Annotated in this window: 17 protein-coding genes; 11 read left to right on the forward strand and 6 right to left on the reverse strand. The window is 68.5% G+C overall.

The window, feature by feature from the left end; all coding sequences use genetic code 11:
• The first annotated feature begins 1 nt into the window (after nt 1).
• From C693_RS22590 to C693_RS0107515, 6 genes are read left to right on the forward strand one after another with little or no spacing between them, the layout of a single operon-like run.
• A complete protein-coding gene (locus tag C693_RS22590) occupies nt 2–778 on the forward strand; it encodes a CPBP family intramembrane glutamic endopeptidase (protein WP_017461643.1) in 777 nt (258 codons plus the stop codon).
• Nucleotides 775–1,671, forward strand: coding sequence for an ABC transporter ATP-binding protein (locus tag C693_RS0107495; RefSeq protein ID WP_017461644.1), 897 nt, complete (start codon nt 775–777; stop codon nt 1,669–1,671). The genes C693_RS22590 and C693_RS0107495 overlap by 4 nt, the downstream gene beginning before the upstream one ends.
• Nucleotides 1,668–3,158, forward strand: a complete 1,491-nt coding sequence (locus C693_RS0107500) for a hypothetical protein (protein WP_017461645.1) — start codon at nt 1,668–1,670, stop codon at nt 3,156–3,158. The genes C693_RS0107495 and C693_RS0107500 overlap by 4 nt, the downstream gene beginning before the upstream one ends.
• A 16-nt stretch (nt 3,159–3,174) precedes the next feature.
• Nucleotides 3,175–3,513, forward strand: a complete 339-nt coding sequence (locus C693_RS0107505; protein WP_017461646.1) for a hypothetical protein — start codon at nt 3,175–3,177, stop codon at nt 3,511–3,513.
• Entirely contained in the window at nt 3,510–3,842 is a 333-nt protein-coding gene (locus C693_RS0107510; RefSeq protein WP_017461647.1) for a hypothetical protein, read from the forward strand. Before C693_RS0107505 ends, C693_RS0107510 begins: the two co-directional genes overlap by 4 nt.
• 4 nt (nt 3,843–3,846) lie before the next feature.
• Nucleotides 3,847–4,191 carry a hypothetical protein gene (locus C693_RS0107515; protein WP_017461648.1) on the forward strand — a complete coding sequence of 115 codons (345 nt, stop codon included), beginning with the start codon at nt 3,847–3,849 and terminating at the stop codon, nt 4,189–4,191.
• Here C693_RS0107515 and C693_RS0107520 read toward each other — a convergent pair.
• Nucleotides 4,168–5,265, reverse strand: coding sequence for a PA0069 family radical SAM protein (locus C693_RS0107520; protein WP_017461649.1), 1,098 nt, complete (start codon nt 5,263–5,265; stop codon nt 4,168–4,170). The two genes, C693_RS0107515 and C693_RS0107520, sit on opposite strands and share 24 nt — an antisense overlap.
• Nucleotides 5,266–5,410: 145 nt before the next feature.
• Between C693_RS0107520 and C693_RS0107525 the strand changes: the two genes are divergently transcribed.
• Complete coding sequence (locus C693_RS0107525) at nt 5,411–5,638, forward strand: hypothetical protein (RefSeq protein WP_017461650.1); 228 nt, start codon at nt 5,411–5,413, stop codon at nt 5,636–5,638.
• A 91-nt stretch (nt 5,639–5,729) separates the two neighbouring features.
• Here the strand turns inward: C693_RS0107525 and C693_RS0107530 are convergent, their stop codons facing one another.
• Nucleotides 5,730–7,133 carry a hypothetical protein gene (locus tag C693_RS0107530; RefSeq protein ID WP_043598534.1) on the reverse strand — a complete coding sequence of 468 codons (1,404 nt, stop codon included), beginning with the start codon at nt 7,131–7,133 and terminating at the stop codon, nt 5,730–5,732.
• A 231-nt stretch (nt 7,134–7,364) separates the two neighbouring features.
• Complete coding sequence (locus C693_RS0107535; protein ID WP_017461652.1) at nt 7,365–9,020, reverse strand: MFS transporter; 1,656 nt, start codon at nt 9,018–9,020, stop codon at nt 7,365–7,367.
• A 336-nt stretch (nt 9,021–9,356) separates the two neighbouring features.
• Between C693_RS0107535 and acs the strand changes: the two genes are divergently transcribed.
• The gene (gene acs / locus C693_RS0107540; protein WP_017461653.1) at nt 9,357–11,297 is read left to right on the forward strand and encodes an acetate--CoA ligase; all 1,941 of its coding nucleotides are present in this window, start codon (nt 9,357–9,359) and stop codon (nt 11,295–11,297) included.
• A gap of 43 nt (nt 11,298–11,340) precedes the next feature.
• Nucleotides 11,341–12,015 carry a response regulator transcription factor gene (locus tag C693_RS0107545; RefSeq protein WP_017461654.1) on the forward strand — a complete coding sequence of 225 codons (675 nt, stop codon included), beginning with the start codon at nt 11,341–11,343 and terminating at the stop codon, nt 12,013–12,015.
• A 9-nt stretch (nt 12,016–12,024) separates the two neighbouring features.
• Here the strand turns inward: C693_RS0107545 and C693_RS0107550 are convergent, their stop codons facing one another.
• A complete protein-coding gene (locus C693_RS0107550; protein WP_017461655.1) occupies nt 12,025–15,495 on the reverse strand; it encodes a hybrid sensor histidine kinase/response regulator in 3,471 nt (1,156 codons plus the stop codon).
• An 87-nt stretch (nt 15,496–15,582) separates the two neighbouring features.
• On the opposite strand from C693_RS0107550, the gene C693_RS0107555 reads away from it, so the two are divergent.
• Together C693_RS0107555 and C693_RS0107560 are read left to right on the forward strand one after the other, a co-directional pair.
• Nucleotides 15,583–16,224 (forward strand): 4'-phosphopantetheinyl transferase family protein, encoded by a 642-nt coding sequence (locus C693_RS0107555; RefSeq protein ID WP_026107257.1) that lies wholly within the window; start codon nt 15,583–15,585, stop codon nt 16,222–16,224.
• Nucleotides 16,225–16,315: 91 nt separating this feature from the next.
• Nucleotides 16,316–17,059, forward strand: a complete 744-nt coding sequence (locus tag C693_RS0107560; protein WP_017461657.1) for a pyridoxine 5'-phosphate synthase — start codon at nt 16,316–16,318, stop codon at nt 17,057–17,059.
• Between the two features lie 90 nt (nt 17,060–17,149).
• Here C693_RS0107560 and C693_RS0107565 read toward each other — a convergent pair whose 3' ends face one another.
• Together C693_RS0107565 and C693_RS0107570 are read right to left on the reverse strand one after the other, a co-directional pair.
• Nucleotides 17,150–17,554, reverse strand: coding sequence for an ExbD/TolR family protein (locus tag C693_RS0107565; RefSeq protein WP_017461658.1), 405 nt, complete (start codon nt 17,552–17,554; stop codon nt 17,150–17,152).
• Nucleotides 17,555–17,559: 5 nt separating this feature from the next.
• On the reverse strand, nt 17,560–17,970 hold the full coding sequence (locus C693_RS0107570; protein ID WP_017461659.1) for an ExbD/TolR family protein: 411 nt from the start codon (nt 17,968–17,970) through the stop codon (nt 17,560–17,562).
• Nucleotides 17,971–17,972 lie beyond the last annotated feature (2 nt).

Consider the following 17,972-nt stretch of genomic DNA (forward strand, 5'->3'; position numbering starts at 1 on the left):
GATGTTTATCCACCTCGCCCTGATGGGACTGGTTGGCTGGCTGCTGGTGGCCGAGCCCCTGCTGGGGAGGCGCGCATCGTTGCACCTTGGGCAAGCGCTCGATCGCGGCGAAGCGGATGCGCGCACGCGATTCCTGCTGGCCTGGACCTGGCAGGGCTGGACCCTGGTCGGTGTAACGCTGGCGATCGCGCTAGGCCTGGCCGGATGGAGCCCGGCGCAACTGGGTCTGGCCTGGCCGCGCGTCCCGGCTGGCCTCGACGGCGGCGTCCTGCTCGGAATGACGGCGTCCATGATCGCCGGCGCCCTGATCGCCGCAGTCGGGCTGTGGGTAGCGGCGCGCCGACGGCACGGGACACCTGCGGCAACCCCGGCGATCCCGGCAGCACCGGCAGCCGTGCTGCGCATGCTGCCGCGCACCCGGCGCGAACGGCTTGCCTTCGCTGCACTGGCGCTGACCGCCGGTATCGGCGAGGAGATCGTCTGGCGCGGCTTCGGCCTGGCCGTATTGCGCACCTGGCTGCCCCATGCCGGCCCGTTGCCTTACGTGCTGCTGCTCGCCACAACGTTCGGCTGGGCCCACCTCTACCAGGGCCGCGCCGGGGTGATCGTCACCGCGCTGGTCGGCGGCGTGTTCGCCGCGCTCTATCTCGCCAGCGGCAGCCTGCTGGTCCCGATGGTGCTGCACGTGCTGATGGACCTGCGCGCCCTGCTTATCCGCTTGCCACCGGACGACCCTCACGCGGCAGCGTCCGGTCCATCCACCAGGGAGGTTTCATGAACGCGATGCTCAAGGACGCCGCCGACCGGCTCGATCCGCCGCTGGCGGCCCATGGCCTGGGCCATGGTTACGAGGGTGCCACCGTGCTGCACGGCATCGACCTGGCGCTGGCACCGGGCAGCGTGCTCGGCCTGATCGGCCGCAACGGTGCCGGCAAGTCCACCCTGATCCGCGCCATGCTCGGCCTGCTCGAACCGGCTGCCGGCGAGGCCCGTGTGTTCGGCCAGCCGGCGCTGCGCATGGACGACCAGGCAAAGGCGCGTCTGGCCTACGTGCCGCAGCAGCCGGAAGCCCTGGGCTGGCTCACCGCCGCACAACTGCTCGACTACGTCGGCCGGTTCTATCCCCGATGGGATGCGCGCTTCGCCGGAAAGACCCTCGAGCGCTGGAAGATCCCGCCAAACAAGCTGCTGGCCAAGCTGTCGCCGGGTGAGCGGCAGCGGGTCGACCTGATCAGGGCACTGGCCTCGCAGCCGGAACTGCTGGTGCTGGACGAACCGGCCGCCGCGCTCGATCCGGTCGCCCGCCGCGAACTGCTGCGCGAGGTGGCGCTGCGGGCCGGCGAATCCGGCACCACCGTACTGTTCTCCACCCACATCGTCTCCGACCTGGAGCGGATCGCGTCGGACATCGCCTTCCTGCACGAGGGAAAGCTGCTGCTGCACTGCGCCGCCGACGACACCAAGGAGCGCTTCGCCCGGCTGTGGCTGCCGGCGGCGATGAGTGCGGCCGCACCCGCCGCTGCATTGAGTCGGCGTCGGCATGAGGACGGCAGCCTCAGCCTCGTGGTGGAGCGCGATGAGCGCGGCCAGTGGCCGGAGGCGTCACGGTTGAACGGAGCGCGCGTCGACGCGCTGGGGCTGGAGGACCTGTTCGTGGAGGTGGCCGAATGAGAGCGCGCGACCTGCTGCTGACCTTCGGGCGGACCACCTACCCCTCGGTTCGGTGGCTCGTGGGAGGCGTGTTCCCGCTCGGGGTCGCGGTCGCCATCGTTGTCCGCCTGCTGTGGCCGGGGGCGAAGGGCGGACATATCGCGCTGCTCGCCTTCGAGGGCGGCGTGGCCTACCTGTGGGCCTTTTTCATGCCGGCGAGCCTGCTGCTGGCCCGCGACGCCCGGCAACTGCGCATTCCGCGGCTGGAGGCGGTGGCAGCCGCTGCCGTCGGGCTCGCGGCGCTGGCGACCGTCGGAATCGGGGCAGCACTCGGAAAAGCGACGCTGGGGGAGACCAGCGCGGCCGCCCTGACCGCGCTGGTGCTTGCATCGGGATTCGCATTCAGCCTGCTGCCGGGTCCGGTAGCAATGCTGATCGGACTCCTTCCCGCCGCGTCCGACGCGGCGCGGCGGGTGCTGCCCGTTCCCACGCTCGACGATCCCCGTTCGACGATCTGGTGGGCAGTGGCCGCGGCAGGCTTCGGCGTGATCTGTGCCATACGCTGGCACGGGCTGATTCGCCTGGACGACCGCGAGGCCGAACGCTCCAGCGCCATGGTGATGCGCCTGCGCGGCAAGAACGCCACCGGCCATTGGGCCGGCAGCGGCGCCGGCGTCCGCACCGTGGATCGGCGACGGCCGGGCTGGCTGCAGCCGGAGGCGAACCTCCGGCGCACCGGCCCGGCGCATCCGGTGGCCTCGCTGCGCGTGGCGCTCGGCGGCGGGTTCGTGCCGCAAACCCTGCGGGGACTCTGCCGCCGCGGCCTCACGATGGCCGGGCCGATGCTGGTCTTCATCGCTGCGATGATGCTGATCCTCGCCACCAAACCTGATGCCACCGTGTCGTCGCTGGGGGTGATCTATGCACTGGGCACCCCCATGCTGGCCGGGCTCGCGTTCATGCTGGCACTCGGCCTGCCGCTGGTCAGTGCCCTGACCGTGCGCCAGCGCTGGTCCACGTCGCAGCGCGAACTGGCGGTGCTGGGGGTGCTGCCCGGTCTGGGTACGCCCGACCGGGTCCGCCAGGCTCTGCTGCGGGCTGCCCTGGCGCGGCCCGTCGTCATCAATCTGCTGCTCACCGTGGCGGGATGGATCATCGCCCAGCGCATGAATCTCAGCGTCATCGCCACCCTCGCGCTGGTCGGGGCGCCGCTGCTCTGCCTCCTTGCCGGCGTGGCGTTGACGCTCGACGCGCTCGGCCCGCAGCCGTTGCGCGGCTGGGCCCTCGGTCTGGTGTGCAGCGCATTGACCATCGTGGTGCTCATCAGCACGATCACCGGCATGCTCGCCAGCCAGTTGCGGCAAGGCGGTCCCTGGGCCGGATCGCCTGCCTTGTGGAGCATCTACCTCGCGGTGGCGCTGGCACTGACCACGGTGCTCGGCTGGATCGCAGCACGCGGCGCTCGCGGCATGGCACGGCAGCCACACCCGTTCCTCGCCCACGGATGATCCAGGAGCGTCGACCATGACTCCGACCACGGCACGAAGCCTCGCCGAGCAATATCGACTCCCCGTCGCCACGACCGCCGAGATCGTCGGTGAGGCGACCCGTCAGGCGCTGCTGCGCTCCGGATGGTGCTGGACCCTGCTCGTGATCGGGCTCGGCGGCGCCGCTGGCCTGGCGTATGCGCTGGGCGATTCCGCCCCGGGAGACCATCACGAACTGAACATCTTCGCCCTGCTCATGGCGATCCAGGTGGTGATGCTGGCCTGGCGGCTGCTGGGCCAACGACTGGCGCGCCGGGCCATCCATGCCGAGGCGGCACGCATCGCCGCTCGCGCCCATCCGGAGCCGGACGCATGATCGCGCGCACCGCGATCCGCCCGGAATGGCTGGCCGCACGTTACGGGCTGCGGCTGCCGGTGGCACGCGCCGTGGTACGCGACCACAGCCTCAGGCAGTGGCGGCGCTACGGCTGGCTGGCGCCTCCCACCGCCGCGCTCTGGCTGACCAGCGCGGCCGGAGACTTCGGGTGGGTGATACTTCCACGCGGTTGGGGCGGTCTCATGGTGGCTGCCGCGCTGCTGCTGCTCGGCCTGCACCTGTGGCTGGCACAGCGCGCGGCACGGGTGACGATCATGGCCGAAGCGGAGCGGCTGGCGCGCGATCCCATCGCTCGCAGCAGGGAATGACGTCATGCGATGGATCACCACGCAGCGCTTGGCCCGCGCCTACCGCCTTCCGTGGACGCAGGCCGAACGGATCGTGCGCGAGGAGTGCCTGCGGGCCGGCACGCGCGGAGGTCGCGCATGGGCGCTGGCGCTGATCCACCTCGCCGGTCTGTTCTGGCTGCTGTTCGGTGCCCACTGGCTGTTCCCCGCCCTGCATGGGTGGACACGCATGGGGATCGAATCGCCCGGCCTGCTGGTGTCGATGATCACCATGCTCGTGCCGCGCCTGCTCGCCGGTGATGTCATGCGGGTGCATGCCGAGGCGCTCGCCGCAACCGCGGAGCATTCAGAACAACTGCCCCTGCGGTGACGACGGGCGCGGCGGCACGAAGCGGGTGGTGTCGAGCTGGAGATCGCGCGCGCGGCCGAAGCCGTGCCGGCGACAGGCGACCTCGAAGCGCCGCTTGAGCAGGTCGGCGAACACGCCCTGCCCGCGCATGCGGGTGCGGAAGTCGCTGTCGTAGTCGCGCCCGCCGTTCATCTGCTGCACCAGGCTCATCACGTGGGCCGCGCGATCCGGGGCGTGCAGGGCCAGCCATTCGCGGAACAGCGTCTTCAGCTCGTACGGCAGGCGCACCACGGTGTAGCCGGCGCAGGAGGCGCCCGCGTCGGCGGCCTGTTCGAGCACCGCCTCCATGTCGCGGTCGTTCAGCGCGGGGATGATCGGCGCGACCAGCACACCCACCGGCACGCCGGCCGCGGCCAGCGCGCGGATCGCTTTGATCCGCCGGTGCGGGGCGCTGGCGCGCGGTTCCAGCTTGGCCGCGAGGTGGTTGTCCAGCGAGTTCACCGACACGAACACCTGTACCAGGTTGGCCTCGGCCATCGGTGCGAGCAGGTCGAGATCGCGCTCGACCAGCGCGTTCTTGGTGACGATCGTGCATGGGTGCCCGCAGCCGGCCAGCAGCTCCAGTGCGGCGCGGGTGAGGCGCCAGCGCTTCTCGATCGGCTGGTAGGGATCGGTGTTGCTGCCGATGTTGATCGGCTCCACGCGGTAGCCCGGGCGTGACAGTTCGTGGCGCAGCACCTCGGCGAGGTTGCCCTTGGCGCGCAGCTTGGTCTCGAAGTCGAGGCCCGGTGACAGGTTGAGGTAGCTGTGCGAAGGCCGCGCGAAGCAGTAGATGCAGCCGTGCTCGCAGCCGCGGTACGGGTTCATCGCCTGGCTGAAATGAATGTCCGGCGAGTCGTTGCGGGTGATCACGCTGCGCGCGCGTTCTTCGCTGACTTCGGTGCGTGGCCGTGGCGCTGCGTCGTCCAGCAGTGCGCTCTGCCAGCCGTCGTCCTCGGCCTGGCGGCGCAGGGTCTCGAAGCGGCCTTCCGGGTTGGAGGCCGCACCACGGCCTCTGTGGGCCCGGGGCGAAAAGGGGTCGTTGAAGTCGGACATGGGACGCAGCCTGGTTGACAAGCATCTCACCGCGCGCGACCGCTTTGGCACAACCGGATCGCTGCGCTGACGCCCGGCCCGGAAGCAGGTTTATGATCGGCGCCACCACCGGGGCGCGGCACCGGGTCGACGAGGCATTCCTCTCATGCGCTGGCTTTGGCTGACCGGAACGGTGCTGGCTTTCGTGCTCTGCTTCACCCGCCACGGGGGCGGGGCCATGGCGATCTGGCTATTGCTGGGCCTGGTCGGACTGCTGGGCACCGGCCTTGCCTTCGCCCAGACCCGGATCAGCTCCAGCGCCCGCGCCGAATCGCTCTCCAGTTACGACCTGCAGCGGCTGCGCGAGGGCAAGCCGCCCCTCGGCCACGACTGAGCGATCCCGTCCGTAAAAGAAAAGCCACGCCTCGCGGCGTGGCTTTTCGCAGGTATGACCGCGGACGGCCGGCGCCCGCCGTGGCACCGACTCAGAAGTTGTACTTTGCGCTGAGCGAGACCTGGTTCGCCTTGGTGGTCGTGGTGTTGGTGCCATCGGCCGTGCTGTCCAGCTCGGAATACAAGTATTCCAGGCCAAGCTCGTACGCGCCGGAGGTGTAGATCAGGTTGAGCGCGGACTGACGATTCTCCAGTCGACCGACCGAGCCGTGGCCCAGCCAGGCCACCACGTCACTGCGCTTGGGCTTGCTGTAGCCGTAGAACGCGTTGGCGCTCCAGTTCGGCGTGAACTTGTAGCCGGCCTGCAGGAAGCCGCCGTTCTCCTTGATGTCGCCGAACTGGATCAGGCCGCCGAACACCTGGCCCAGACCCTTGCCGGTGTAAACGTTGCCCTTGAACATCCAGTTGCCCGGATGCCAGTTGCCGCCCACCTCGAAGCCCTGGCTGTCGATCTTGGTGGCGATCGGCGTTGCCGCGGTGCCGTCGACGCCGCGCAGATCGATCTGCGAGTAGTGCGCGACGAAGTAGGCCAGCCAGTCCTTGTCCTGCACGTGCAGGCGCGCCTGCAGCTGCGGACGGAAGCCGGCGTTGGCGCCGGTGAGGTAGTTCACGTTGTTGCCGGGGCCGTCCCATGAGCCCTCGAAGGCACCCAGGTCCAGTCGCCACTTCGGACCGTCCGAACCGTGGTTGAGATCCTGCATCATCACCACGCCCGGGAAGCGCCAGCCGATCATGCCGGTGCCGTAGCCGAGCGGGAAGGCGATGTGGGTGATCGAGGCCGGCACGTTGTCGAGCGGGAACAGCAGGTCCCACTGCTGGCCGACGCGGATCGTGGTGCCGCTGGAGGCGTTGGCCAGATCCATGTACGCCTGGCGCAGGCGCGGCGTCGGCTGCGACAGCGAGTAGGCGCCGGTGCCGTTGAAGCCGCCGAAGAAGTCCATCTCGATCCGGCCGCCGCCGGTCCAGTTGTCATTGAACTTGGCGCCCTTGAAGTCGAGCCAGAAGCGGGTGTTGCGCACGTCGAAGCCGCTGGTGTTGCCGTGCGAGCCGGGCACCGGGAATTCGGCGTTCTGACCGTTGCCGAAGGTGAAGCTCTTGTCCTGGCTGAACGCGGTGGCCGAGACGAAGCCATGCAGGGCCACCGATACGCCGGGCGCGCTGCTGAACGCCGACGGGGCCGGGGGCGGCGGCGGCGGCGTGCTGGCGACCTTCTCGATCTGCTGCTGCTGCGCCTGCTGGTTGCCCTGGATCTGCTGCAGCGCCTCGCGCATCTGCGCCAGCTCCTTCTGCTGCTCGTCGAGCTGGGCCTGCTGCTTCTCGATCAGCGCCTGCAACGCCTTGACGTCGGTCTTCTGCTTGGTGGCGGCGAACGACGAGCCGGACACCGCCAGCCCGAGCGCGACGGCGACGGCGAAGAACATCGGATTTCTTTTCATGGCTTGTATCCCCGGATGGAAGGACCGGTATCGGTGGAGCTGCGCCCGGTGGGTAGCGCTCCGCCCGTTATCGATCGCAAGTGGCGAAACATTAGGAGCACGTTAATCGCGGACTTCGCCCCGGCGCATTACGACTTTCGTCGCGCCGCACCGCCGCGTAAAAAGCTGCGGCATCGACCGTGGTCCGACCGGTGCCGACCTTCCTCCCGGGAAGGTCGGCACCGGCACCGCTCAGTCGTGGATGGAAACGTGCTTGGTCTCGTGCAGGAACAGGCCGCCAATCACCACGCTCATCGCGGCGATGATGATCGGGTACCACAGGCCGGCGTAGAAATCGCCCGTGGCCGCCACGATGCCGAACGACACCGAGGGCAGGAAGCCGCCGAACCAGCCGTTGCCGATGTGGTACGGCAGGCTCATCGAGGTGTAGCGGATGCGGGTCGGGAACATCTCCACCAGCCATGCCGCGATCGGGCCGTAGACCATGGTGACGTAGATCACCAGGATCCACAGCAGCAGCATCACCATCGGCTTGTTGATCATCGCCGGGTCGGCCTTGGCCGGATAGCCGGCTGCGTTGACAGCCGCACCGACCTCCTCGCCGAACGCCTTGACCTTGGCGGCGAAGTCCGCCTTGGCCATCTGGGAGCCGTCGAACGACGGGAGGTCCTTGCCGCCCACCGACACCACCGCCACCGTGCCCGGAGCCGCGGCGACGTTCTCATACGGCACACCGCGCTTGGTCAGGAAGCTCTTGGCCACATCGCAGGAGCTGGTGAACACCTTCTTGCCGATCAGGTCGATCTGCACGTGGCAGTCCTTCGGATCGGCGGTGACGCGGATGGGCGCGGTAGCAATGGCCGACTCGATCGCCGGGTTGCCGTAGTGGGTGAGCGCCTTGAAGATCGGGAAGTAGGTCAGCGCGGCCAGCAGGCAGCCGGCGAGCACCACCGGCTTGCGGCCGATGCGGTCGGACAGCCAGCCGAACACCACGAAGAACGGGGTGCCGATCAGCAGCGCGCCGGCGATCATCAGCTGGGTGGTGGTCGCGTCGATCTTCAGCGTGTTGCCGAGGAAGTACATCGCGTAGAACTGGCCGGCGTACCACACCACGGCCTGGCCGGCGGTGGCACCGAGCAGCGCCAGGATCACCACCTTGAGGTTGCCCCAGCGGGCGAAGGACTCGGTCAGCGGCGCGGTCGACTGGCGGCCCTCTTCCTTCATCTGCTTGAACGCCGGCGACTCCGACAGCTGGAGGCGGATGTACACCGACACGGCCAGCAGCACCGAGGACAGCAGGAACGGGATGCGCCAGCCCCACTCGTCGAACTTCGGACCCAGCGCGACCTTGCAGCCCAGGATCACCAGCAGCGACAGGAACAGGCCGAACGTCGCGGTGATCTGGATGAAGCTGGTGTAAAGGCCGCGCTTGCCGTCCGGCGCATGCTCGGCCACGTAGGTCGCCGCACCACCGTACTCGCCGCCAAGGGCCAGGCCCTGCAGCAGGCGCAGCGCGATCAGGATCACCGGAGCAGCGACACCGATGGTTCCGTAATTCGGCAACACGCCGACCAGGAACGTCGACAGGCCCATGATCAGGATGGTGACGAGGAAGGTGTACTTGCGGCCCACCAGGTCACCGATGCGCCCGAACACGATCGCGCCGAACGGACGCACCGCGAAGCCGGCGGCAAAGGCCAGCAGGGCGAACACGAAGCCGGACGCTTCGTTGAGACCGGAGAAGAACTGCTTGGCAATGATCGCCGCCAGCGAGCCGTAAAGGTAGAAGTCGTACCACTCGAAGACGGTGCCGAGGCTGGATGCGAAGATCACCCGCCGATGGCTGACATCGAGCGCGGTATCCGCGGTGGTGCCGGTGGTGGCCATGCTGTATTCCCCTCTGGTCAGGACGGCTCCGCGCCAGGGCGGAGGTGGTGCCGCGTCACCGCGGCCATGTTTCGGGGCCGGACCTCCCCCGGTCCGTGATGCCCCGTCAAACACGTGATGCCTCCGCGCGACGATCGTGCCGGTGGCAAGACGTCGCAGTGGGGGCGTGGCCGAGCATGGGGATGCTGCAATGCGCGCAGCTATTCGGCTTTGGTCGAGAATCGACGAAAGTCGAAGCGGTTCCGCGGGGGTGCTGCAGTGCGTCGAACGCTACACTCGGGCAAGGGCGTCGGCATCCCCGCCATCGCGCCACGCAGCCATCCCAAGGAGCCCGTCATGTCCAAGGTCTATCCGGTCAATCCCGAATTCGCCGCCCGCGCCCGGGTGAACCGGGAGGACTACGAGCGCCTCTATGCCGAATCGGTGAAGGATCCGGAGGGCTTCTGGGGCCGCATCGGCCAGCGGCTGGACTGGATGAAGGCGCCGACGAAGATCAAGAACACCTCGTACGACCCGCACAATCTGTTCATCCGCTGGTACGAGGACGGCGCGCTCAACGTCGCCGCCAACTGCCTCGACCGCCACCTGGAAAAGCGCGGCGACAAGACCGCGATCATCTTCGAGGGCGACGATCCGAACGAGTCGCGCCACATCAGCTACCGCGAGCTGCACGCCGAGGTGTGCAAGTTCGCCAACACGCTCAAGCACCTGGGAGTGCAGAAAGGCGACCGCGTAGCGATCTACCTGCCGATGATCCCCGAGGCGGCGATGGCGATGCTGGCCTGCGCGCGCATCGGTGCGGTGCATTCGGTGGTGTTCGGCGGCTTCTCGCCCGACTCGCTGGCCGGGCGCATCGCCGATTCGCAGTGCAAGGTGGTGGTGACCGCCGACGAGGGCGTGCGCGGCGGCAAGAAGATCCCGCTGAAGGCCAACGTCGATGCCGCGCTCGAGCGCCCCGGCACCAACAGCGTGGAGACCGTGGTGGTGGTGCGTCGCACCGGTTCGGCCGTACCAATGCAGTCGCCGCGCGACCGTTACTGGCACAACCTGATGGATGGCCAGAGCGCCGACTGTCCGGCCGAGCCGATGGAAGCCGAGCACCCGCTGTTCATCCTGTACACCTCCGGCTCCACCGGCAAGCCGAAGGGCGTGCTGCATACCTCCGGCGGCTATCTGGTGTACGCCAGCTTCACCCACGAATGCGTGTTCGACCTGCGCGAGGACGACGTCTACTGGTGCACCGCCGACGTCGGCTGGGTTACCGGGCACAGTTACGTGGTGTACGGGCCGCTCGCCAACGGCGCCACCACGCTGATGTTCGACGGCGTGCCGAACTACCCTGACTACCGCCGCTTCTGGCAGGTGGTGGACAAGCACAAGGTCAGCCTGTTCTACACCGCCCCCACCGCGATCCGCGCGCTGATGCGCGAGGGCGAGGGTCCGGTGAAGGCCTGCTCGCGCGCGAGCCTGCGCGTGCTCGGTTCGGTCGGCGAACCGATCAACCCCGAGGCCTGGGAGTGGTACCACCGTGTGGTCGGCGACGAGCGCTGCCCGATCGTCGACACCTGGTGGCAGACCGAGACCGGCGGCATCCTGATCACCCCGCTGCCCGGCGCGATCGCCACCAAGCCCGGCTCGGCCACCCTGCCGTTCTTCGGCGTGGTGCCGGCGATCGTCGACGCCAACGGCGAGGTGCAGCAGGGCGCCTGCGAGGGCAACCTGCTGATCACCGACTCCTGGCCCGGCCAGATGCGCACCGTCTACGGCGACCACCAGCGCTTCGTCGAGACCTACTTCAGTGCCTACCCCGGCAACTATTTCACCGGCGACGGCGTGCGCCGCGACGAGGACGGCTACTACTGGATCACCGGCCGCGTCGACGACGTGATCAACGTGTCCGGCCACCGCATCGGCACCGCCGAGGTGGAGAGCGCGCTGGTATCGCATCCGAAGGTGGCCGAGGCCGCCGTGGTCGGCTGCCCGCACGAGATCAAGGGCCAGGGCATCTATGCCTACGTGACCCTGGTCGCTGGCGAAGTGGGTGACGACGCCCTGCGCAAGGAGCTGATCGCCTGGGTGCGCAAGGAGATCGGCCCGATCGCCACGCCGGATTTCCTGCAGTGGGCCCCCGGCCTGCCCAAGACCCGCTCGGGCAAGATCATGCGCCGCATCCTGCGCAAGATCGGCGAGAACGCACCCGACCAGCTCGGCGACATCTCCACCCTGGCCGACCCCAGCGTGGTGAAGAACCTGGTCGACGAGCGGCTCATCAAGTGACCATGAGCGGGAGCGCAGTGGATGCGTTCCCGCGAGCCATCCCATGCCCGACGTTCTGATCGCCGACGACCATCCCCTGTTCCGCGACGCACTGGAGCGCGCGGTGGTCTCCGCCCTGCCCGCGGCCGCAGTGCATTGCGCGGACAGCGTCGACAAACTGATGGCGCTGATCGAGCAGTATCCGGAGGCGGACCTGCTGCTACTGGACCTGCACATGCCCGGTGCCCGCGGCTACTCGGCCCTGGCACACATCCGGGGCCAGTACCCGGGCCTGCCGACCATCGTCGTTTCCGGCCATGAGGAGGCCCAGGTGGCTCGCCGCGCGCTGGCACACGGCGCCTCGGCCTACATTCCGAAGTCGACGCCGGGCGACGAGATCGTGCAGGCGATCCATGCCGTGCTCGACGGCAACACCTGGCTGCCGCACCAGCTGGTCGGCGGCGAGATCGCGCTCAAGCGCGACGAGGCCGACGTCGCCGCACGGGTTGCGTCGCTGACACCGCAGCAGTTCCGCGTGCTGACGATGATCGCCGAGGGCCAGCTCAACAAGCAGATCGCGTGGGACCTGGGTGTGTCCGAGGCGACGGTGAAAGCCCACATGACCGCGATCATGCGCAAACTGGGGGTCAACAACCGCACCCAGGTAGCGCTTGCCGCAAGCCAGCTGGCGGTGGACCCCGGCGCCATGCAGCCGTTCCCCGACGACGACTCGGAGTAGGCGCGGCGATCAGCCGTTGCTGGCCTGGCGACGCACCAGCGCTCCGAGCAGCGCGCGCAGCGCAGCCGGGCGCACCGGTTTGTGCAGCAGCGGGTAGCCGAGTTCGCGCGCGCGCTGCTTCAGCTCGCTGCTGCCGTCGGCGGTGATCATCGCCACCGGCGGCAGGCTGCCCAGCCGCAGCCGCAACTGGTTCAACGCCTGCAGGCCATCGGTGCTGTCGGCCAGGTGGTAGTCCGCCAGCACCAGGTCGACCCCGCCGCGACGCAGCTCGGCCTCGGCCTGCGCCACGTCCTCGGCAAGCCGGCAATCGACGCCCCAGCGCCCGAGCAGGGCCTTCATACCATCGAGGATGGCCGGGTCGTTGTCCAGGCAAAGCACGGTCAGCGGCAACTGTTCGCCGGTCGGCAGGCGCGGGGCGACCGCGGGGCGACGGGGCACCGCAGCCACACGCGGCACGACGCATCCGAAGCAGCTGCCGTGTCCCTCGCGCGAATGCAGTTCGAGACGATGCCCCATGATCGCCGCGATGCGGTCGCAGATCGACAGTCCCAGGCCCAGCCCCTTCTCGCCCCACGGCGAAGGCCGCTGCAGGCGCTGGAACTCGTCGAAGATGTGCGCACGCTGCTCCGGCGCGATGCCGGGCCCGGTGTCCCATACCTGGATGCGCACCTCGTCGCCGTCGCGCCGCGCGCCCAGCAGCACGCCACCTTCGCGGGTGTAGCGCAGGGCATTGGAGAGGAAGTTCTGCAGGATCCGCCGCAGCAGCTGCGGATCGCTGCGGATGGACAGGTTGGTCGGCACCACGCGCAGTCGCAGGCCACGCTGCTCGGCGACCACGGCGAACTGCGCGCGCAGGGAATCGAACAGGTCGGCCAGGGCGAAATCGCCGAACTCCGGCTGATAGCGTCCGGCATCCAGTCGCGAGACGTCGAGCAACGCGTCCAGGAGGTCCTCGGCGGCACGGAACGAGGCGTCGATGCGCTCGGCCAGGCGGCGCGACTCCTCATCCAATGCCGGCTGCTGGCGCAGGGCCGAGGTGAACAGGCGGGCGGCGTTGAGCGGCTGCAGCAGGTCATGGCTGGCGGCGGCGAGGAAACGGGTCTTGGAGACCATGGCCGCCTCCGCCTCGCGCTGCGCGCGCGCGGTGGCGTCCAGCGCCTCGCTCAACTCGGCGGTGCGCTGGTCCACCCGTTGCTCGAGATTCTCGTTCGCCTCGCGCAGCGCGAGCTCGGCATGCTTGTAGGCGGTGACGTCGGTGTAGGTGGTGACATAGCCGCCACCGGGCAACGGCCGGCCGCGCATCTCGATCACCGTCCCGTCCGGGCGCACGCGCTGGAACAGGTGCGGCGTACCGGCGCGCAGGTGGCCGATGCGCTTGGCCACGTGTTCCTCCACCTCGCCCGGGCCGCATTCGCCGTGCTCGGCGTTCCAGCGGATCAGGTCGGCGACCGGCACGCCGATGTAGACCATGCCGTCGGGGTAGTCGAACAGCTCGAGGTAACGGCGGTTCCAGGTGACCAGGCGCATCCGCGCATCGACCACGCTGATGCCCTGGGAGACGTTCTCCAGCGTGGTGGAGAGCAGCTCGCGGTTGAAGCGAAGCTCCTGCGAGGCTTCGTCCATCAGCGCCATCGCCTCGGCGATGTCCAGGCCCGAGCCGGACAGCGCGCCCATCAGGATCCGCCGCGCGCTGGCCGCACCCACCGCGCCGGCGAGCAGGCGTTCGGTGTACTGGATCAGCGCGCGGTCGGCCGATTCGTTCGGCTCCAGCGCCTTGCCCTGGCGCAGGCCGTATTCGGCGAAAGCGCGTTGCGAACTGCGCTCGCCCACGATGCGACCGGCAATCGTCATCAGGTCGCCCACCGCGACGCGCCCGCGCCAGTCGCCGCTGCCGCTGCTGCTGGCGATATAGGGATCGACGAACATCGCGGCATGGATGCGCTCGGCCAGGCTGGGTCGGAAGCGCAGCGAGATGAACACCAGGCAGCCCACGTTGAGCAGCAGCGACCAGAAGGTGCTGTGCATCACCGGGTCCCAGCCGCTGAGGTGGAACAGCGCCTGCGGCCGCAGCCAGGAGATGCCGAACGGCCCCTCCTGCAGCCAGCTGGCATGGCGATCGATGGCCGGCAGCAGCAGGGTGTAGAACCAGGAGGCGAAGCCGGCGAGCAGGCCGATCGCCACACCGGACTGGCTGGCGCCACGCCAGTACAGCGCCGCGATGATCGCCGGCGCGAACTGCGCCACCGCGGCGAAGGCCAGCAGGCCGGTCGCCGCCAGATTGGCGTTGTCCGCGACCAGCCGGTAATAGCCGTAGGCCAGCAGCGAAAGCGAGATGATGGCCACGCGCCGGATGCGCAGCAGCAGCAGCGAAAGGTCCTGGCGCTGCTCCAGCCGCAGCCGTCGGATGCGCAGCAAGGCCGGCATCACCAGGTCGTTGCTGATCATGGTCGAGAGCGCCACGGTGGCGACGATCACCATCCCGGTTGCGGCGGAGAAACCGCCGATGAACGCCACCAGGGCCATGCCGCGGTCGCCGTGCGCCAGCGGCAGGTTGAGCACCCAGGCATCGGCCAGCCCACCGCGTACCGCCGGCAGATGCATGCCGGCGGCCACGATCGGCAGCACCGCCGCGCTGATCAGCAGCATGTACAACGGGAACATCCAGCGCGCACGGTGCAGGTCGTGGGGGTCCTCGCACTCCACCACGCCGATCTGGAACTGCCGCGGCAGACAGAACATCGCGAGAAAGGCGAGCACGGTCTGCGCCAGGAAGCCCGGCGACTGGCCCTGGGTGAACCGCGCTGGCGGCAGCGCTGCCAGGGCATCCCAGCCGGGCCCGCGCCAGAGGGCGTAGATGGCGAGCGTGAGGAAGGCGACCAGCTTGATGATCGACTCCAGCGCGATCGCCAGCATCATCCCGTGATGGTGTTCGCTGGCGTCGATGCTGCGGGTGCCGAACAGGATGGCGAATGCGGCCAGCAACAGCGCACACCAGAGCGCGCTGTCCGCGGAAGGAATGATCGACGTCGGCCCGGTATCCGACAGCACGTCCACCGACATCGCCATCGCCTTGAACTGCAGTGCGAGGTAGGGCACGACAGCCGTGACCGCGATCAGCGCGACCAGCGCGGCCAGGCCGTGCGATTTGCCGAAGCGCGCGCCGATGAAGTCGGCGATGGTGGTGATGTTGCGCTGGCCGGCCACGGTTACCAGCCGGCTCATCAGGCCGAAGCCGAACAGGAACAGCAGCGCCGGACCCAGGTAGATCGGCAGGTAGGCAAGGCCATCACGCGCCGCCGTGCCGACCGCACCGTAGAACGTCCAGGACGAACAGTAGACGGCAAGCGCCAGGCTGTAGACCAGCGGCCGCAGGGACGCCTTGCGCGGGTACAGCGGGTTGCGGTCGCCCTTCCAGGCGACCACGAAGAGCAGCCCCACGTAGAGTGCGGCCACGATCAGCAGCAGCCAGCCTGAAATCACCGTTGGCCCTCGCCCGATGCGCGCGCGTCCGTGGCGCTCCTGTCCGGTTCTTGTGCTGGCCGCATGCGGCCCGGCACCATGCCGGGCATGTCCGAGCATGTCCGGCCGCCGCAGGCCAAACTAGCAGAGCCCCTGGGCGAAGACGAGATTCACGTGTGGTCCTGCGCCTATCGCCCCGGCGTGGGGCGGGCTCCGCTGCGGCGCCTGCTCGCCCGGTATCTGGGGTGCGAGGCGGACACGCTCCAATTGCATGAAGAGGAGCACGGCCGACCGACACTTCTGACTGGCAGGCACGCGGCGCTCTGTTTCAACTGGTCGCACAGCGGCGAGCGCGCGCTCGTTGCGGTGGCCCGGACGGTTCAGCCCGGTATCGATCTCGAGCATCGCGGCCGGCGCACGCGTGATGTGCTGGCACTCGCCAGGCGCTTCTTCGCCAAGGCCGAGGCAACCGCGCTCGAACGCTGCGACGATACCGCCCGGGTGCTGCAGTTCCTGCGCTTTTGGACGGCCAAGGAGGCGCTGCTCAAAGCGCAGGGCCGCGGCCTGGCGTTCGGCATGGAGCGGGTCGTCGTGTCGTTCGACCTAGGCGGCCCGGAACTGCTCGCGTTCGAAGGTGAAGCACTCGAAGACTGGCACCTGGAAGAGCTCATGTGCGACGAAACGTGGGTGGCCGCGCTGGCCTGGCGCGGTCCCTCGATGGAGGTCCGCTGGCGCGGCGATTTCGAGTGATCCGGCGTCACGCAGTTGGCGTACTCTTGACGTCCGCCGCGGTGTTTCGCTCCGCGCGCGTCCTTCCCTCGCCGCGCTGGTGCCGACTTACATGACCCTGCTGAGCGTCAACCTCAACAAGATCGCCGTGCTGCGCAACTCGCGCGGCGGCGACGAGCCCTCTCTCGCCCGGGCTGCACATACCTGCATCGAAGCCGGTTGCGGCGGCATCACCGTCCATCCGCGCCCGGACCAGCGACATATCCGGCCCGACGATGTCCGGTTGCTGGCGCAGCTGCTGCGGGGGCGCGTCGAGTACAACATCGAAGGCAACCCGTTCGCCGAGGCCCGCGGCAACTATCCGGGTTTGCTGGCGTTGGCCCGCGAGGTGAGGCCGACGCAGATCACCCTGGTGCCGGACGGCGACGGCCAGATCACCTCGGACCACGGTTTCGACCTGGTGCGTGACGCAGACCGGCTGGCGCCGCTGGTGGCCGGCTTCCGTGAAGTCGGTTGCCGGGTCAGTCTGTTCGTGGACGCCGGGACGACCAACTTTGAGCCGGCGGTGCGCATCGGCGCGCAGCGCGTGGAAATCTACACCGGCCCCTATGCCGCCGCTTTCGCGGAGGGCCGCGTCGGCGATGCGCTTGCAGCCTGCGTGGAGACCGCCCGGCGGGCGCAGCAGGCGGGGCTCGCGGTCAACGCCGGCCACGACCTGAGCCAGGCAAATCTCGGCACGTTCAAGGCGGCCATCCCCGGTCTGGCCGAAGTGTCGATCGGTCATGCGCTGATCGGCGAGGCACTTTACGACGGGCTCGCGGCGACGGTACGCCGCTACCTGAGGATCCTCGACTAGCCAGCGGTCGGCAAGAACAGCTCCGGAAAAAGAAAACCCCCGCTCGAGGCGGGGGTTTCCGTTCACGCTTGCGTTTCCGGCAGAGCTTACTTACTGCTCGGTGAAGCCGATCTTGACCAGGCCGTAGCTCTTCGCGTCCGCCAGGGCCCGAGCGAGATACTCGTAGGCCACCGCGTCATCCGCGTTGATCTGGATTTCCGGCTGGTTGGTCTGCTGCGCGATCACCGCCATCTGGGCTTTCATGCCGGCCTCGTCGACAGGCACATCGTTCCAGTAGTAGGCACCCGATGCGTCGATCTTCAGACGGATCGGATCGAGATGATCGGTATCCGGCGGCGGGTTGTTGGTCGGCTGCGGCAAATCGATCTTCACGTCATGCGTCACGATCGGCGCGGTGAGCATGAAGATGATCAGCAGCACCAGCATCACGTCGACGAGGGGCGTGACGTTGATGTCCGCCATCGGCCCCTTGCCGCTTCCCGTACTGAAAGCCATGGTCGTTACTCCTTCGCCGTCGTGATGAAACCGACGTGGACCATGCCCTGGTCCTTCGCATCGGAGAGGATCTTCTTCACGATCTTGTACTCGGTCGTCTTGTCAGCGCGGATCTGGAGTTCCGGCTGGGGAGACTCGGACGCAGCCACGGCCAGGGCCGCCTTCAGCTGGTTCTCGTCCACCGATGCATCGTTCAGGAACATCGATCCGTCCGCCTGCACGGCCAGGTCCAGCGGCTTGATGGGCTTGGGGTCAGCCTTGATCGGAGTCGCCGTGGGTAGCTTGACGGTGATCCTGTGGCTGGCCAGCGGTGCCGTGATCATGAAGATAATCAGCAGCACCAGCATCACGTCCACGAGGGGCGTGACGTTGATTTCCGACATCGGACCGCCGGAATTTCCGGTGCTCATCGCCATGG

Source organism: Dyella ginsengisoli LA-4, assembly GCF_000334915.1.
In the GTDB taxonomy this organism is placed as follows: Bacteria; Pseudomonadota; Gammaproteobacteria; order Xanthomonadales; family Rhodanobacteraceae; genus Dyella_A; species Dyella_A ginsengisoli_A.

Excerpts from the sequence above, each read along its gene's own strand:
- C693_RS22590 (WP_017461643.1), top strand. The coding sequence starts at position 2 with ATGTTTATCCACCTCGCCCTGATGGGACTGGTTGGCTGGCTGCTGGTG.
- C693_RS0107495 (WP_017461644.1), top strand. The coding sequence starts at position 775 with ATGAACGCGATGCTCAAGGACGCCGCCGACCGGCTCGATCCGCCGCTG.
- C693_RS0107500 (WP_017461645.1), top strand. The coding sequence starts at position 1,668 with ATGAGAGCGCGCGACCTGCTGCTGACCTTCGGGCGGACCACCTACCCC.
- C693_RS0107505 (WP_017461646.1), top strand. The coding sequence starts at position 3,175 with ATGACTCCGACCACGGCACGAAGCCTCGCCGAGCAATATCGACTCCCC.
- C693_RS0107510 (WP_017461647.1), top strand. The coding sequence starts at position 3,510 with ATGATCGCGCGCACCGCGATCCGCCCGGAATGGCTGGCCGCACGTTAC.
- C693_RS0107515 (WP_017461648.1), top strand. The coding sequence starts at position 3,847 with ATGCGATGGATCACCACGCAGCGCTTGGCCCGCGCCTACCGCCTTCCG.
- C693_RS0107520 (WP_017461649.1), bottom strand. The coding sequence starts at position 5,265 with ATGTCCGACTTCAACGACCCCTTTTCGCCCCGGGCCCACAGAGGCCGT.
- C693_RS0107525 (WP_017461650.1), top strand. The coding sequence starts at position 5,411 with ATGCGCTGGCTTTGGCTGACCGGAACGGTGCTGGCTTTCGTGCTCTGC.
- C693_RS0107530 (WP_043598534.1), bottom strand. The coding sequence starts at position 7,133 with ATGAAAAGAAATCCGATGTTCTTCGCCGTCGCCGTCGCGCTCGGGCTG.
- C693_RS0107535 (WP_017461652.1), bottom strand. The coding sequence starts at position 9,020 with ATGGCCACCACCGGCACCACCGCGGATACCGCGCTCGATGTCAGCCAT.
- acs (WP_017461653.1), top strand. The coding sequence starts at position 9,357 with ATGTCCAAGGTCTATCCGGTCAATCCCGAATTCGCCGCCCGCGCCCGG.
- C693_RS0107545 (WP_017461654.1), top strand. The coding sequence starts at position 11,341 with ATGCCCGACGTTCTGATCGCCGACGACCATCCCCTGTTCCGCGACGCA.
- C693_RS0107555 (WP_026107257.1), top strand. The coding sequence starts at position 15,583 with ATGTCCGAGCATGTCCGGCCGCCGCAGGCCAAACTAGCAGAGCCCCTG.
- C693_RS0107560 (WP_017461657.1), top strand. The coding sequence starts at position 16,316 with ATGACCCTGCTGAGCGTCAACCTCAACAAGATCGCCGTGCTGCGCAAC.
- C693_RS0107565 (WP_017461658.1), bottom strand. The coding sequence starts at position 17,554 with ATGGCTTTCAGTACGGGAAGCGGCAAGGGGCCGATGGCGGACATCAAC.
- C693_RS0107570 (WP_017461659.1), bottom strand. The coding sequence starts at position 17,970 with ATGGCGATGAGCACCGGAAATTCCGGCGGTCCGATGTCGGAAATCAAC.